We start from the raw sequence: 13410 nt of genomic DNA, 5'->3' as shown, positions 1-13410 counted from the left end.
TGTTTATTGGCGGTTTTAAACAGGTAAAGTGAACAGAATGGCTGGGGGGCATCAAAGAGGAGCGATCCCGTTGAGCGCTATAAAGCAAAAAACCCGCCAGAGGCGGGTTTCTTTAAATATGGTGCCCGAACTCGGAATCGAACCAAGGACACGGGGATTTTCAATCCCCTGCTCTACCGACTGAGCTATTCGGGCAACGGGGCGCATTAAACCGTAAAGGTCGTGTGGCGTCAACGGCTTTCTGCGAAAAACACGCTGACTGGCTGATTTTCAGTCATTCGGGATGAATAATGCTCAGGTCAATGCGCCGTTTTTACGACACAGTGCAAATCGCAGCACATCTTCCGCCAGCCGGTAAGCGGTTGCGACATCCTGTACATTGCGCTTGACCAGCAGCTTACTCAGGCAGCCTTCCAGAATCAGCTCCATCTGCTCGGCAACCAGCGTTGGGTTATCGGTCTCCAGCTCAGTCAGCAACTGATGGGTATATTGCCAGGAGGCGCGTTTTTGCTGCTCGGCAAGCTGGTGAATCGGATGGTCGGTCTGCGGGTAAAAACTGCAGGCGGCGATAAACAGGCAGCCGGGAAAGCGCCCATTACCGACAGACTCTTCCAGCACTTTGTAGCGTGCCAGCAGTTTCTCTTCGGCGTTAAGCGTCTCATCCAGCAGCAGCTGGTGTCGCCAGTTATCAATCTGCTGACCATGAAAGCGTAATGCGTCATAGAGCAGGGCGTCGCGATCGGGCCAGAAGCGCTGCAGCTGTTCCTGCGGGATATCGACATTGCCAGCCAGCATCGATAAAGATGTGGTGGCGGCCAGGCCGTTCTGCTCGAGCACGTTTAGCGCATGCTCGAGTATTTGTTCACGTTGCAAGTGAAACTCCTCTTGTATGCATTCCTCATCCGGCGTCAGGCCGGGATTCACGGTGACGATTTCTGGAAACAAGTGTCGTTTACTGGATGACTTTCTGCAAATGCGCCTTAAAAGCGGCCGCTTTCATAAAGCCGGTAATGCGCGATCCGGGAATCTCTTTACCGCTGGCGTCAAAAAACAGAATGGTCGGCAGCCCCAGCACCTGTAAGCGCTGTAACAGCGCGCTGTCAGTGGCGCTGTTAGCCGTGACGTCAGCCTGCAACAGTTGCACATCCGCCAGAGAGGCTTGCACCTGTGCATCACTGAAGGTGTATTTTTCAAACTCTTTGCAGGCTACACACCAGTCGGCATACAGATCAAGCATGCTGATTCTACCCTGATTATTTTTTAGCGCCTGAGTCAGCTCGTCACTGCTGGTGATGCGGTTAAAATCCAGATGGGCCCCCGCGGTGGCGGCTGGCGGCGTTGCAAATGCCCAGTCCTGCAACGGGCGTACGCTGATTAGCGCGGCCAGCAACAGAATCAGCTGGACTACCCGCAGCCAGCCTTTGCCTTTGTTATTGCCAAGGCTGGTAATAAACGCCCAGCCAAAGAAGGCGACGCCCAGCAGGCTCCAGAGACGCAGACCCCACTGCTCGCCAATCACGCGCTCCAGCAGGAATACCGGTAAGGCGAGGATGACAAAACCAAAGCCCTCTTTCACCGTCTGCATCCATGGCCCGCTTTTTGGCAGCAGCTTATTGCCGAACAGGGTGATGGCAATCAGCGGCAGCCCCATGCCAAGTGCATACAGATACAGTGTTCCTGCGCCTGCCAGCATATTTCCGCTCTGGGCGATATACAGCAGAATCGCACTGAGCGGGGCGGTGGTGCAGGGAGAACAAATTAATCCGGCCAGCGCCCCCATCAGGAACACGCCGAACAGCGAGCCACCTTGCTGGCGATTACTCCACAGCGTCAGCCGGGTTTGCAGCGCAGAAGGCAATTGCAGTGAGAACAGGCCAAACATTGACAGAGCCAGTAGCACGAACAGCGCCGACAGGCCAATCAGGACATAAGGGTGTTGCAGCGCGGCCTGAAAGCGCAGGCCAGCGGCGGCGACCACGATGCCCATCAGAGTGTAGGTCAACGCCATTCCCTGCACATACACCAGCGCCAGTGCCAGCAGGCGTCCAAACGACAGGCGTTTACTGCCGCCGAGAATAATACCGGAAATCAACGGGTACATCGGCAACACGCAAGGGGTGAAAGCCACGCCGATGCCAATCAGTAGCGCCCAGAGTGGCGAGAACGGCAGATTGCTCTCTGTAGCCGCTGATTGCTGCTCACGACTGGCGCTGTTCGCTGTTTCAGGCGCTGCGTTGGCGGCGACTTTGCTTAACGGAATATCGCGGGTTTCCGGCGGATAACAGAAACCCGCGCTGGCACAACCCTGATACGTCACGCGTACCGTCGCATCGCCATCAGCCTGCAGTATCGTCAGCGGCAACTTCAGATCGTCAGGATAGATCTCGGTTTTGCCATAAAATTCATCTTCATGCGGCTGACCTGGCGGCAGGCTAAATTGCGCCAGCCGGGCTGCGTGCGGTTCGATAGTGATCTGCTGACGATAAAGATAGTAGCCCGGCTTTACCTGCCAACTGAGGGTGAGCTGGTTATCTTTCTGATCAAAATCGAAAGCAAAAGCCTGATTCACCGGCACAAACTGGCGGGTACTTTGTTGCCCGAACAGCGAGGCATTGGCCTGAATGCTGAACAGGCCGATTAGCAGAATAAAAACTAGCTTAAAGATGCGCTGAGCCATGACAGGTATTCACTCTCTCCATGTTGTACGGGCAGGACCAGAAGTTCCGGTGTCTGGTAAGGATGTGCGGCTTTCAACAGCTCGATAAGCTGTTGCTGATGGGCGACGTCACTTTTCAGCAGCAGCTGAACTTCAGTTGCCTGCTCAAGTTTTCCTTCCCAATAGTACCAGGAGGTGGCACCCGGCAGCATGGTAACGCAGGCGGCAAGCCTTGCTGCCAGCGCCTGAGCCGCCAGCTCTTCGGCACTGTCTTCGTCAGGTGCGGTGCACAGCAGCACAATAGCGGTGGACTGGCTCATCGAGCACTCCTTTGGTGGAAAGCGCAAATTATATCACGCGGCTGTAGTGCCGGCTTTGACAGGATGTAAGCAACAGTGGCGAACAGTGCAACCCTCCCCACGGGATGGGGAGGGAGAAGGCAGATTATAAAATCAACTGGCCAAAGACAAAGCCAGCCAGCACTGACAGCACAATCGCTATCACGCCGGGAATCAGGAACGAGTGGTTAAAGACGAACTTACCAATACGCGTCGAGCCGGTATCATCCATTTCCACCGCCGCCAGCAGGGTCGGGTAAGTCGGCAGTACAAACAGTGCCGATACCGCAGCAAAGGAAGCCACTGCGGTGATTGGCGAAACGCCGAGTACTAACGCCGCAGGCATCAGCGCTTTGGTGGTGGCGGCCTGTGAGTACAGCAGGGTTGAGGCGAAGAACAGCACGATTGCCAGCATCCACGGATAGCTTTGCAGCAGATCGCCAGCCACGGCCTGGATATCATCGATATGGGCTCTGACAAAAGTATCGCCCAGCCACGCGACGCCGAGCACACAGATACAGGCGCTCATTCCCGATTTAAAGGTGCTGGCAGAGAGGATTTCGCTGGTATCCACTTTACAACTGACGCAGATTAGCGTGGCAATCGTCAACATAAACACCACGATGGCTTCATTGCGCGGCAGCACCGGGTTGCTGATCAGGCCGACGGTATCGCTGATGGCGGTAGCATAAAACACCACTGCCACGATGCCCAACAGGAACAGCAGCACTGAGCGTTTCGCGCCAGGTTTTTCTTCAAATACGCTGGCACCGCGCAGCGTGACCTCGCCTTTTTCCAGCTTCGACTGGTAGACCGGATCGTCTTTCAGCTCTTTGCCGAGGAAATTGGTAATCAGCGCGGCAATAAATATCGCTACCATGGTTGAAGGGATCGCCACCGCCAGCAGTTCAAGGTAGCTAATGCCTTGTGGCTCAAGAATACCGGCGAAGAACACCACGGCTGCGGAGATCGGTGAAGCGGTAATGGCAATCTGCGAGGCCACCACGGCAATCGACAGTGGACGCGAAGGGCGCACGCCTTGCTCTTTCGCCACCTCGGCAATTACCGGCAGGGTGGAGAACGCCGTATGGCCAGTACCAGCCAGTAGCGTCATCAGATAAGTCACCAGTGGTGCAAGGAAGGTTATGTGGCGCGGATGCTTGCGCAGCAGGCGCTCGGCAAGGCTGACCAGGTAATCCATCCCGCCCGCCACCTGCATGGCGGCAATGGCTGCAATCACCGCCATAATGATTTCAATCACGTCGAAGGGAATGGCACCGGGCTTTATCTGGCAGCCCAGCGTCAATACCAGCACGCCCAGTCCACCGGCGAACCCAATGCCAATCCCGCCCAGTCGCGCACCTAAATAGATGGCCAACAGGACGATGATCAGCTCAACTGTGATCATACTGTGCTCCTTGATAAGTAAATGAAAATTAACCGTTAATAATTTGTTTGCTGCAGACATGAAAAAGGCACGTCGTTCTGAGAACTGACGTGCCTTAAAAAAGTTTAACCGGTCTGAATTTTATTGTTCGTTTTCATCGGTATAGCGTTTTGCCTTATATGCCGGATGCATCAGATTCTGTATTGAGAAGATGTCATCCAGTTCTGCCTCGGTCAACAGGCCTCGCTCCAGCACCACTTCACGCACGCTCTTACCGGTTTCCGCACAGATCTTACCGACGATATCACCATTGTGGTGACCAATGTACGGGTTGAGATAAGTGACGATACCAATTGAGTTAAATACGTAAGCTTCACAGACTGCTTTGTTAGCGGTAATGCCATTGACGCATTTTTCCAGCAGATTATAACAGGCATTGGTCAAAATATGGATAGATTCAAACAGCGCCTGACCAATAACTGGTTCCATTACGTTCAGCTGCAGCTGACCGGCTTCTGAAGCCATCGTTACCGTGGTGTCGTTACCGATAACTTTAAAGCAGACCTGGTTTACCACTTCTGGCACCACCGGGTTAACTTTAGCTGGCATGATGGAGGAACCGGCCTGCAGTTCTGGCAGGTTGATCTCATTCAGACCGGCGCGCGGTCCGGAGGAGAGCAGACGCAGATCGTTACAGATCTTGGACATTTTCACCGCCAGGCGTTTTAGCGAGGAGTGAACCATCACGTAAGCGCCGCAGTCAGACGTCGCTTCGATCAAATCTTCTGCCGGTACGCAAGGCAGATTACTGACTTCCGCCAGTTTCTGAACCGCCAGCTGCTGATAGCCTTCCGGCGTGTTCAGGCGAGTACCGATAGCGGTAGCACCGAGGTTTACCTCGAGCAGCAGTTCACCGGTGCGCAGAATGCTTTTGATCTCTTCATTCAGCAGCACGCTGAAGGCGTGGAATTCCTGACCTAAGGTCATCGGTACCGCATCCTGCAACTGAGTACGGCCCATTTTGATCACAGATTCGAATTCGACGGCCTTGCGCTGGAAGCCTTCACCTAATTGCCCAATTGCATCAAGCAGTTTGAGAATCGAACTGTAAACCGCGATGCGGAAACCGGTAGGGTAGGCATCGTTGGTCGACTGGCATTTATTGACGTGATCGTTGGGATTAAGGAACTGATACTCACCTTTTTGATGGCCCATCAGCTCAAGGCCGATGTTAGCCAGCACTTCATTGGTATTCATGTTAACCGAGGTGCCGGCACCGCCCTGATAAACATCAACCGGGAACTGGTCCATGCATTTGCCGTTATTCAGCACTTCATCACAAGCCTGAATAATGGCGTTGGCGACGTTGCGAGGAATGGTCTGAAGTTCCTTATTCGCCATTGCTGCTGCTTTTTTCACCATTACCATGCCGCGAACAAACTCAGGGATGTCACTGATTTTGTTGTTACTGATATAGAAATTTTCAATCGCACGCAAAGTATGAACACCGTAGTAGGCATCTGCCGGAACTTCCCGCATACCTAACAGGTCTTCTTCGATACGAATGTTATTTACCATGGGAACCTTCTTGTTATTGCTACCGGTTAAGTCATCACAAATCGTGTGATTATTTCGTCGTGGAATGCCAGCGCCGATATTTTATCCGTTATCGACCAGGCGAGCACGATCATATGCTGTTATGTCAGAAATGCCGCAACACAGATCACTTAACGACAATTTACTAACGAAACGGTGTTAACAATATGTGATCGTAGTCCCAAAATTAACCCTGTGAAGTAATTTCGACCTTTCAGGTTGAAAAAGTGTCTGACCGTTCCCATCTCAGTAACTACGATTGTGATAATCGCCATTTTTTGCCGCCGTGCCTTTTGCGGGGTGGCCTCTACATAGGAGTATGCGGTGCGCTGGTTACCGTTTTTAGTGTTTTTTCTGCTGGCCTGGATAGAAATTTCCATCTTTATTCAGGTTGCGCACGTGATAGGCGTGCTGATGACCATGCTGCTGGTGATTTTCACCTCCTGCATCGGCGTGTCGCTGGTGAAAAACCAGGGTATTAAAAACTTTATGCTGATGCAGCAGAAGCTGGCGGCGGGCGAAAGTCCGGCGGTCGAGATGGTGAAAAGCGTTTCACTGATCCTCGCGGGTTTCTTGCTGTTACTGCCAGGTTTCTTCACCGATTTTATCGGTTTGTTGCTGTTACTGCCGCCGGTACAGAAGCACCTGACATTGAAACTGATGCCGCATCTGAAAGTATGGCGTGGCACAGCAGCCGGGCCCGATCGCGGTCAGACGTTCGACGGTGAGTACGAACGCAAAGATATTGAGCGTATTGAGCACGACGATCATAAAGATCGCTAAAACAACTGTTATCACTAATGGGTGAAGCCAGCTTCACCCATTTTTTTTATCAGCCTGATGACGGAAACTTAAGGCTAATCATTGGCAAGTAAAAAAAATTAATTTTTTGCCCTTGAAAGCAACCCACCCTGGCCCTATCTCTTCCGTCACGAGGCCGGCAGCCAATATGACCGGCTTTCATCCCAAAATTGATTGGACTTCTCAAAGGAGAGCTATCACATGAAAATTCGTCCATTGCACGATCGTGTAATCGTTAAGCGTAAAGAAGTTGAATCCAAATCTGCTGGCGGCATCGTTCTGACCGGCTCTGCTGCGGCGAAATCTACCCGTGGTGAAGTTCTCGCGGTAGGCAATGGCCGCATCCTGGAAAACGGTGATGTTAAGTCGTTAGACGTGAAAGTAGGTGATGTTGTCATTTTCAATGAAGGCTACGGCGCTAAAACTGAAAAAATCGACAATGAAGACGTGTTGATCATCTCTGAAAGCGACATTCTGGCAATTGTTGAAGCGTAATTTACGCGTACCTCACTGAACGTAACCAATTGAAGGGAATTTAAAATGGCAGCTAAAGACGTAAAATTCGGTAATGATGCACGCGTAAAAATGCTACGTGGCGTTAACGTACTGGCAGATGCAGTAAAAGTTACCCTGGGCCCGAAAGGCCGTAACGTGGTTCTGGATAAATCTTTTGGTGCACCGACCATCACTAAAGATGGTGTTTCTGTCGCACGTGAAATCGAACTGGAAGACAAGTTCGAGAACATGGGTGCGCAGATGGTGAAAGAAGTCGCTTCTAAAGCTAACGACGCTGCGGGCGACGGTACCACCACCGCTACCGTACTGGCACAGTCCATCGTAAACGAAGGCCTGAAAGCCGTTGCCGCGGGTATGAACCCAATGGACCTGAAGCGCGGCATCGACAAAGCGGTTATCGCTGCGGTTGAAGAGCTGAAAGCCCTGTCTGTTCCTTGCTCAGACTCTAAAGCAATTGCTCAGGTTGGTACTATCTCTGCTAACTCCGATGAGACCGTGGGTACTCTGATCGCTCAGGCGATGGAAAAAGTGGGCAAAGAAGGTGTTATCACCGTTGAAGAAGGCACCGGCCTGCAGGACGAGCTGGATGTGGTTGAAGGTATGCAGTTTGACCGTGGCTACCTGTCCCCTTATTTCATCAACAAACCAGAAACTGGCGCAGTAGAACTGGAAACGCCATTTATTCTGCTGGCTGATAAAAAAATCTCCAACATCCGTGAAATGCTGCCAGTACTGGAAGCCGTTGCTAAAGCCGGTAAACCACTGCTGATCATCGCTGAAGATGTTGAAGGCGAAGCACTGGCTACTCTGGTGGTTAACACCATGCGCGGCATCGTGAAAGTGGCTGCAGTTAAAGCACCTGGTTTCGGCGACCGTCGTAAAGCCATGCTGCAGGATATTGCGACCCTGACCGGTGGTACCGTTATCTCTGAAGAGATCGGTATGGAACTGGAAAAAGCCGTGCTGGAAGATCTGGGCCAGGCGAAACGCGTTGTAATCAACAAAGACACCACCATCATCATCGATGGCGTGGGTGAAGAGAGTGCTATCAAAGGTCGAGTCACTCAGATTCGTCAGCAGATCGAAGAAGCGACCTCTGATTACGATAAAGAAAAACTGCAGGAGCGTGTGGCTAAACTGGCAGGCGGCGTAGCCGTACTGAAAGTGGGTGCAGCAACTGAAGTTGAAATGAAAGAGAAGAAAGCGCGCGTTGAAGATGCTCTGCACGCGACCCGTGCTGCGGTTGAAGAAGGCGTGGTTGCTGGTGGTGGCGTAGCGCTGGTGCGTGTTGCCTCTAAACTGGCAGGCCTGACCGGTCAGAACGAAGACCAGACTGTTGGTATTCGTGTTGCACTGCGCGCGATGGAAGCTCCACTGCGTCAGATCGTTTCTAACGCCGGTGAAGAGCCATCTGTTGTGACTAACAACGTGAAAGCGGGCGAAGGCAACTACGGTTACAACGCGCAGACCGAAGAGTACGGCAATATGATCGACTTCGGTATCCTTGACCCAACTAAAGTGACCCGTTCTGCACTGCAGTACGCGGCCTCTGTTGCTGGCCTGATGATCACTACTGAATGTATGGTCACTGACCTGCCTAAAGGTGATGCGCCTGATATGGGTGCTGCTGGTGGTATGGGCGGCATGGGCGGTATGGGCGGAATGATGTAATCCCCCTCTGGTCGTAAAGCGAAACCCTCTGTCAGTAATGGCAGGGGGTTTTTCTTTTGTGGGGGAAAATAGTATAAGTAGTGGCGCGTGTTTAATAATGAACAGATTAAGTGGCAACGGATGGTTAAGAAAACCCACGGTTTTCTGGTACGCTTCTGCCTGACTCTGATGATAATAAATGGGGATTAAAATGCGGATTAACGTCTTGCTGGGACTCTCTGTCGCGGCGATGCTGCTGACAGGCTGTAGCACCACGAAAGAACTGGACTCAGCCGGTCAACGCGTGACTTTTACCGATCAACAACCGGCAGCTGAATGCCAGTTGCTGGGCAATGTCACCGGCTCGCAAAGCAACTGGCTGAACGGTTCCGGCGGCGAGGGGAGTTCACTGCGTGGCGCAGCGAACGATCTGCGTAATCGTGCGGCCGAAATGGGCGGCAACGTGATTTACGGCGCGACCAGTCCGACGCAGAACATCTGGTCCAGCTTTGCACCGCTGGACAGTAAGATGAGCGGCCAGGTTTATAAATGCCCGTAAGGGATATTCAGTTGCAGGAGCGGCGTTTTCGCCGCCCCTGTGATACTGAAGGGCATTATTCCTGGCGCAGCTGCAAATCCAGCTGCGTTTTACTTGGCTCACCGCCAATTTCACGCGCCAGCTTCGGCACCATATAACCTGATACCATCGACAGCAATTCCCGCACGATAGCGCGAGCTTTATCATCCGGCACAAAGAAGTGCGCGGCGCCCTGCACTTTATCCAGCACGTGCAGATAATAGGGCAGCACTCCGGCGTCAAACAGCGCATTGCTCAGCGCCGCCAGCGTGGTGGCATTATCATTGATACCGCGCAGCAGCACGCTCTGATTGAGCAACGTTACGCCGGCACGCTTCAACATCAGCATAGCGTGACGTAGCGCATCATCAATTTCCTGCGCGTGGTTAATATGAGTCACCAGCAGTACCTGAAGACGCGATTGCGCCAGGCGCTGACACAGACTCTCGGTGATACGCGCCGGAATCACCACCGGCAGGCGGCTGTGAATACGCAGGCGTTTCAGGTGCGGAATCGCTTCCAGCTCGCCGATCAGCCAGTCCAGCTCATGGTCTTTTGCCATCAGTGGATCGCCACCGGAAAAAATAATTTCATCCAGTTCCGGGTGCTGACGAATATAATCGAGAGCGTTTTGCCAGTTGCGTTTGTTGCCCTGGTTATCCTGATAAGGGAAATGGCGGCGGAAACAGTAGCGACAGTTGACCGCACAACCGCCTTTTACCAGCAGCAACGCACGATTTTTGTATTTATGCAGTAAACCAGGCACCACGCTGCTTTGCTCATCGAGCGGGTCAGTGCTATAACCTGGTGCATCGACAAATTCCTGCTGAGCGGTCAAAACTTGCAGCAGCAGCGGATCTTGCGGATCGCCTTTCTTCATCCTCCAGACGAAGGCACGCGGCACGCGCAGGGCAAAAAGTCGGCGCGCGTCACGTCCTGCAACCAGCTCGGGATGCGAATCGAGAGCTAAAAGTTGCAGTAATTCATTTGGTTCAGTGATTACATCAGCAAGTTGCTGCAACCAATCTTCTCTGGAAGGGCTATTTAGGGTTACAATGTGTGCCATTTTTTTGGCTAAGTACCAGTATTAATATTAGAGGGCCTTTATGGCGACTTATTCTAGCAACGATTTCCGTCCCGGTCTCAAAATCATGTTCGAAGGCGAACCTTACGCTATCGAATCCAGCGAGTTCGTTAAACCAGGTAAAGGCCAGGCCTTCGCACGCGTTAAAATGCGCCGCCTGCTGACCGGAAGCCGCGTTGAGAAAACCTTCAAATCTACCGACTCCGCTGAAGGCGCAGACGTTGTAGATACTAACCTGAACTATCTGTACAACGACGGTGAGTTCTACCACTTCATGCACCCGGAAACTTTCGAACAGCATCAGGTTGAAGAGAAAGCAGTCGGTGATGCAGCGAAATGGCTGCTGGATAATGCAGAATGTATCGTGACGCTGTGGAACGGCCGTCCGATCCAGGTATTACCACCAAACTTCGTTGAACTGGAGATCGTTGATACCGATCCAGGCCTGAAGGGTGACACCGCAGGTACCGGCGGCAAGCCAGCTAAGCTGTCTACTGGCGCAACCGTTAAAGTGCCATTGTTTGTTCAGATCGGCGAAGTGATCAAAGTTGATACTCGCTCTGGCGAATACGTGTCACGCGTAAAATAAGTGTGTCGAAGGCGTACTTCTGGTACGCCTCTCAACTCAATGTGAGAACCGAATGATTAAGCTTGCTAAATTGGTCGCCATCGCGTTGTTGATGACGGGTGCCCTCAGCGCCTGTAATACTTTCCATGGTTTTGGCGAAGATGTACGCCATCTTGGCGGGGCCATTTCTCGCGCTGCGAGCTGATTCTCTTTTCTTCTGAAAATATTTCCTTTTAACCCGCGTGCAATAAGCAGAGTGTCGATTCACCGCCTATGCTTATAGCGCTGTACTAATAACTTCTGTTAAAAGGAAATTGCTATGTTTAAGAAGAGTATTGCTACTATTTTTTCCGTACTGATTCTTTCTTCCCTGCTGTCTGCCTGTAATACCACGCGTGGTGTTGGTGAAGATGTTGAAGCGGGTGGTCAGGCGATCCAGAAGAGCACTCAGTAATCTGTTAACCGGTACGGGCTTTCTGCCGTACCGGCCCCTTCCTTAGCTCTGATTTACCCAGATTAACTTCTCGACCGGGAAACCGTTCTGGCGTGCTTTCTCAACCAGCTGCTGTTTCACTGACTCATCCAGCGTTGGCGTACGCGATAAAATCCACAGATAATCCCGATTAGGCCCACACACCAGCGCATGTTGATAGTTATCATCCAGCGCAATCACGTTATAGCCGCCGTAAAACGGCCCAAAGAATGATACTTTCAGCGCCGCGCGCTGGCTGTCACCGGTAAAGTAGGCTTTACCGACGCTCTCCTGCCATTTCTGCTTTTTGGCGTTAAAGCCACGGTTTACCACCTTCAGGCCACCGTCATCGCGTTGACTGTAAGTTGCAGTGACGTGATCGAGTCCGCGCTCGAAGGGATGATCGAGACGTGCGATCTCATACCAGGTTCCGAGGTAGCGATCTGCCTGAAAACCTTCAACCACGGTGACATTTTTGGGTGGGGTGGTACTACAGGCGACAGAAAGCAGTGCGCCAGTAACGGCTACCAGCATTTTCCACAGTTGCATAAGCTATTCCTTTATAGATGAGTCGCTTAATTATAGGTGATATTTGTCAGGCAGCGGATAACTACTCGATAAATTGAGATTGTTGCTGCGAATAAGTCTGAATGAGTAATTTTGAGGTTTGCGGCTATTTGGATGAGAATTTGCTCAGAAGTTTGTTTGCTCACTGCGATACGGGTAGACTTCACCCCCCTGTTTGACTTCGGAGTAACTACCATGAGCGATACGGCAAGCTGGCAGCCGAGCGCACCCATTGCCAATTTGTTGAAACGTGCAGCGATTTTAGCTGAAATACGACGTTTCTTTGCCGATCGTGGCGTGCTGGAGGTAGAAACTCCGGCAATGAGTCAGGCAACTGTCACTGATGTTCACCTGTTCCCGTTTAAGACGCGCTTTGTCGGCCCGGGGGCAGCCGCAGGGCTGGATCTCTACCTGATGACCAGCCCGGAATACCATATGAAACGCCTGCTGGCAGCAGGTAGCGGTCCGATTTATCAGCTGGGTCGCAGTTTCCGTAATGAAGAAGCCGGGCGTCACCACAATCCTGAATTCACGATGCTGGAGTGGTATCGCCCGCATTACGATATGTATCGTCTGATGAACGAAGTGGATGATTTGCTGCAGCAGGTGCTGGAGTGTGACAGCGCAGAGACCCTCTCTTATCAGCAGGCGTTTATCCGCCATCTGGAACTGGATCCGCTGTCGGCTGATAAAACGCAGCTGCGTGAAGCGGCGGCTAAACTTGGCGTTGGCGATCTGGCTAATGCGGAAGAAGATCGCGATACGCTGCTGCAACTGCTGTTTATGCTGGGAGTGGAACCCAGGATTGGACAGGATAAACCCGCTTTTGTTTATCACTTCCCGGCGTCGCAGGCGGCACTGGCCGAGATCAGCACTGAGGATCACCGCGTAGCTGAACGTTTTGAGGTTTATTACAAAGGCATTGAGCTGGCGAATGGCTTCCGTGAACTGACCGATAGTCGTGAACAGCGTCAGCGCTTTGAGCAGGATAATCGTCGTCGCGCGGCACGCGGCTTGCCAAAACAGCCGATTGATACCAACCTGCTGGATGCGCTGGCACAGGGTATGCCTGAGAGCTCGGGTGTGGCGCTGGGTGTCGATCGTCTGGTGATGCTGGCCTTAAAAGCCGAGCGTTTAAGTGATGTGATCGCCTTCCCGGTCGATCGCTGCTAAATCAACGGGCGGCAAGCGCCGCCCG

At 52.3% G+C, this 13410-nt stretch carries 15 protein-coding genes and 1 tRNA gene; 8 read left to right on the top strand and 8 right to left on the bottom strand.

All coding sequences use genetic code 11. The features are described 5' to 3' along the window. Positions 1-119 precede the first annotated feature (119 nt). The 6 genes from RIN69_RS20205 to aspA all read right to left on the bottom strand — a co-directional run bounded on the left by RIN69_RS20205 (position 120) and on the right by aspA (position 5959). Positions 120-195, bottom strand: a tRNA-Phe gene (locus RIN69_RS20205). A gap of 99 nt (positions 196-294) precedes the next feature. Beyond that, entirely contained in the window at positions 295-873 is a 579-nt protein-coding gene (gene dicD / locus RIN69_RS20200) for a division control transcriptional repressor DicD (RefSeq protein ID WP_313854108.1), read from the bottom strand. A gap of 79 nt (positions 874-952) precedes the next feature. Then, positions 953-2677: a protein-disulfide reductase DsbD gene (locus RIN69_RS20195; RefSeq protein ID WP_313854106.1), complete on the bottom strand. Its 1725-nt coding sequence runs from the start codon at positions 2675-2677 to the stop codon at positions 953-955. Continuing rightward, on the bottom strand, positions 2653-2976 hold the full coding sequence (cutA, locus tag RIN69_RS20190; RefSeq protein WP_313854105.1) for a divalent cation tolerance protein CutA: 324 nt from the start codon (positions 2974-2976) through the stop codon (positions 2653-2655). The genes RIN69_RS20195 and cutA overlap by 25 nt, the downstream gene beginning before the upstream one ends. A gap of 124 nt (positions 2977-3100) precedes the next feature. Then, complete coding sequence (locus RIN69_RS20185) at positions 3101-4402, bottom strand: anaerobic C4-dicarboxylate transporter (RefSeq protein ID WP_313854104.1); 1302 nt, start codon at positions 4400-4402, stop codon at positions 3101-3103. 120 nt (positions 4403-4522) lie between these two features. Next, entirely contained in the window at positions 4523-5959 is a 1437-nt protein-coding gene (aspA, locus tag RIN69_RS20180; RefSeq protein ID WP_313854102.1) for an aspartate ammonia-lyase, read from the bottom strand. Between the two features lie 342 nt (positions 5960-6301). Between aspA and RIN69_RS20175 the strand changes: the two genes are divergently transcribed. The 4 genes from RIN69_RS20175 to RIN69_RS20160 all read left to right on the top strand — a co-directional run bounded on the left by RIN69_RS20175 (position 6302) and on the right by RIN69_RS20160 (position 9503). Continuing rightward, the gene (locus tag RIN69_RS20175) at positions 6302-6760 is read left to right on the top strand and encodes an FxsA family protein (RefSeq protein ID WP_313854101.1); all 459 of its coding nucleotides are present in this window, start codon (positions 6302-6304) and stop codon (positions 6758-6760) included. 219 nt (positions 6761-6979) lie between these two features. Next, the gene (locus RIN69_RS20170; RefSeq protein WP_313854100.1) at positions 6980-7273 is read left to right on the top strand and encodes a co-chaperone GroES; all 294 of its coding nucleotides are present in this window, start codon (positions 6980-6982) and stop codon (positions 7271-7273) included. A gap of 45 nt (positions 7274-7318) precedes the next feature. Next, a complete protein-coding gene (gene groL / locus RIN69_RS20165) occupies positions 7319-8965 on the top strand; it encodes a chaperonin GroEL (RefSeq protein WP_313854099.1) in 1647 nt (548 codons plus the stop codon). Positions 8966-9155: 190 nt separating this feature from the next. Continuing rightward, positions 9156-9503 (top strand): DUF4156 domain-containing protein, encoded by a 348-nt coding sequence (locus tag RIN69_RS20160; RefSeq protein WP_313854098.1) that lies wholly within the window; start codon positions 9156-9158, stop codon positions 9501-9503. 55 nt (positions 9504-9558) lie between these two features. On the opposite strand, the gene epmB is transcribed toward RIN69_RS20160, so the two are convergent. After that, the gene (gene epmB / locus RIN69_RS20155; RefSeq protein ID WP_313854096.1) at positions 9559-10587 is read right to left on the bottom strand and encodes an EF-P beta-lysylation protein EpmB; all 1029 of its coding nucleotides are present in this window, start codon (positions 10585-10587) and stop codon (positions 9559-9561) included. Positions 10588-10627: 40 nt separating this feature from the next. On the opposite strand from epmB, the gene efp reads away from it, so the two are divergent. The 3 genes from efp to RIN69_RS20140 all read left to right on the top strand — a co-directional run bounded on the left by efp (position 10628) and on the right by RIN69_RS20140 (position 11627). Next, entirely contained in the window at positions 10628-11194 is a 567-nt protein-coding gene (gene efp / locus RIN69_RS20150; protein WP_052898816.1) for an elongation factor P, read from the top strand. A 52-nt stretch (positions 11195-11246) separates the two neighbouring features. Further along, on the top strand, positions 11247-11378 hold the full coding sequence (locus RIN69_RS20145) for an entericidin A/B family lipoprotein (protein ID WP_072133238.1): 132 nt from the start codon (positions 11247-11249) through the stop codon (positions 11376-11378). Positions 11379-11492: 114 nt separating this feature from the next. Further along, on the top strand, positions 11493-11627 hold the full coding sequence (locus tag RIN69_RS20140) for an entericidin A/B family lipoprotein (RefSeq protein WP_052898817.1): 135 nt from the start codon (positions 11493-11495) through the stop codon (positions 11625-11627). A 42-nt stretch (positions 11628-11669) separates the two neighbouring features. On the opposite strand, the gene RIN69_RS20135 is transcribed toward RIN69_RS20140, so the two are convergent. Beyond that, entirely contained in the window at positions 11670-12194 is a 525-nt protein-coding gene (locus RIN69_RS20135; RefSeq protein ID WP_313854093.1) for a lipocalin family protein, read from the bottom strand. 213 nt (positions 12195-12407) lie between these two features. On the opposite strand from RIN69_RS20135, the gene epmA reads away from it, so the two are divergent. Further along, entirely contained in the window at positions 12408-13385 is a 978-nt protein-coding gene (gene epmA, locus RIN69_RS20130; RefSeq protein ID WP_313854092.1) for an elongation factor P--(R)-beta-lysine ligase, read from the top strand. Positions 13386-13410 lie beyond the last annotated feature (25 nt).

The sequence above is a fragment of the Winslowiella toletana genome (assembly GCF_032164335.1).
Classification (GTDB): domain Bacteria; phylum Pseudomonadota; class Gammaproteobacteria; order Enterobacterales; family Enterobacteriaceae; genus Erwinia; species Erwinia toletana_A.
Note: the sequence above shows the minus strand (reverse complement) of the source record. Positions and strands in the feature narration are given on the sequence as shown.

Bases quoted from the DNA above. Each gene is read 5' to 3' on its own strand.
- RIN69_RS20195 (WP_313854106.1), bottom strand. From the start codon at position 2,677: ATGGCTCAGCGCATCTTTAAGCTAGTTTTTATTCTGCTAATCGGCCTG.
- cutA (WP_313854105.1), bottom strand. From the start codon at position 2,976: ATGAGCCAGTCCACCGCTATTGTGCTGCTGTGCACCGCACCTGACGAA.
- RIN69_RS20185 (WP_313854104.1), bottom strand. From the start codon at position 4,402: ATGATCACAGTTGAGCTGATCATCGTCCTGTTGGCCATCTATTTAGGT.
- aspA (WP_313854102.1), bottom strand. From the start codon at position 5,959: ATGGTAAATAACATTCGTATCGAAGAAGACCTGTTAGGTATGCGGGAA.
- RIN69_RS20170 (WP_313854100.1), top strand. From the start codon at position 6,980: ATGAAAATTCGTCCATTGCACGATCGTGTAATCGTTAAGCGTAAAGAA.
- groL (WP_313854099.1), top strand. From the start codon at position 7,319: ATGGCAGCTAAAGACGTAAAATTCGGTAATGATGCACGCGTAAAAATG.
- RIN69_RS20160 (WP_313854098.1), top strand. From the start codon at position 9,156: ATGCGGATTAACGTCTTGCTGGGACTCTCTGTCGCGGCGATGCTGCTG.
- epmB (WP_313854096.1), bottom strand. From the start codon at position 10,587: ATGGCACACATTGTAACCCTAAATAGCCCTTCCAGAGAAGATTGGTTG.
- efp (WP_052898816.1), top strand. From the start codon at position 10,628: ATGGCGACTTATTCTAGCAACGATTTCCGTCCCGGTCTCAAAATCATG.
- RIN69_RS20145 (WP_072133238.1), top strand. From the start codon at position 11,247: ATGATTAAGCTTGCTAAATTGGTCGCCATCGCGTTGTTGATGACGGGT.
- RIN69_RS20140 (WP_052898817.1), top strand. From the start codon at position 11,493: ATGTTTAAGAAGAGTATTGCTACTATTTTTTCCGTACTGATTCTTTCT.
- RIN69_RS20135 (WP_313854093.1), bottom strand. From the start codon at position 12,194: ATGCAACTGTGGAAAATGCTGGTAGCCGTTACTGGCGCACTGCTTTCT.
- epmA (WP_313854092.1), top strand. From the start codon at position 12,408: ATGAGCGATACGGCAAGCTGGCAGCCGAGCGCACCCATTGCCAATTTG.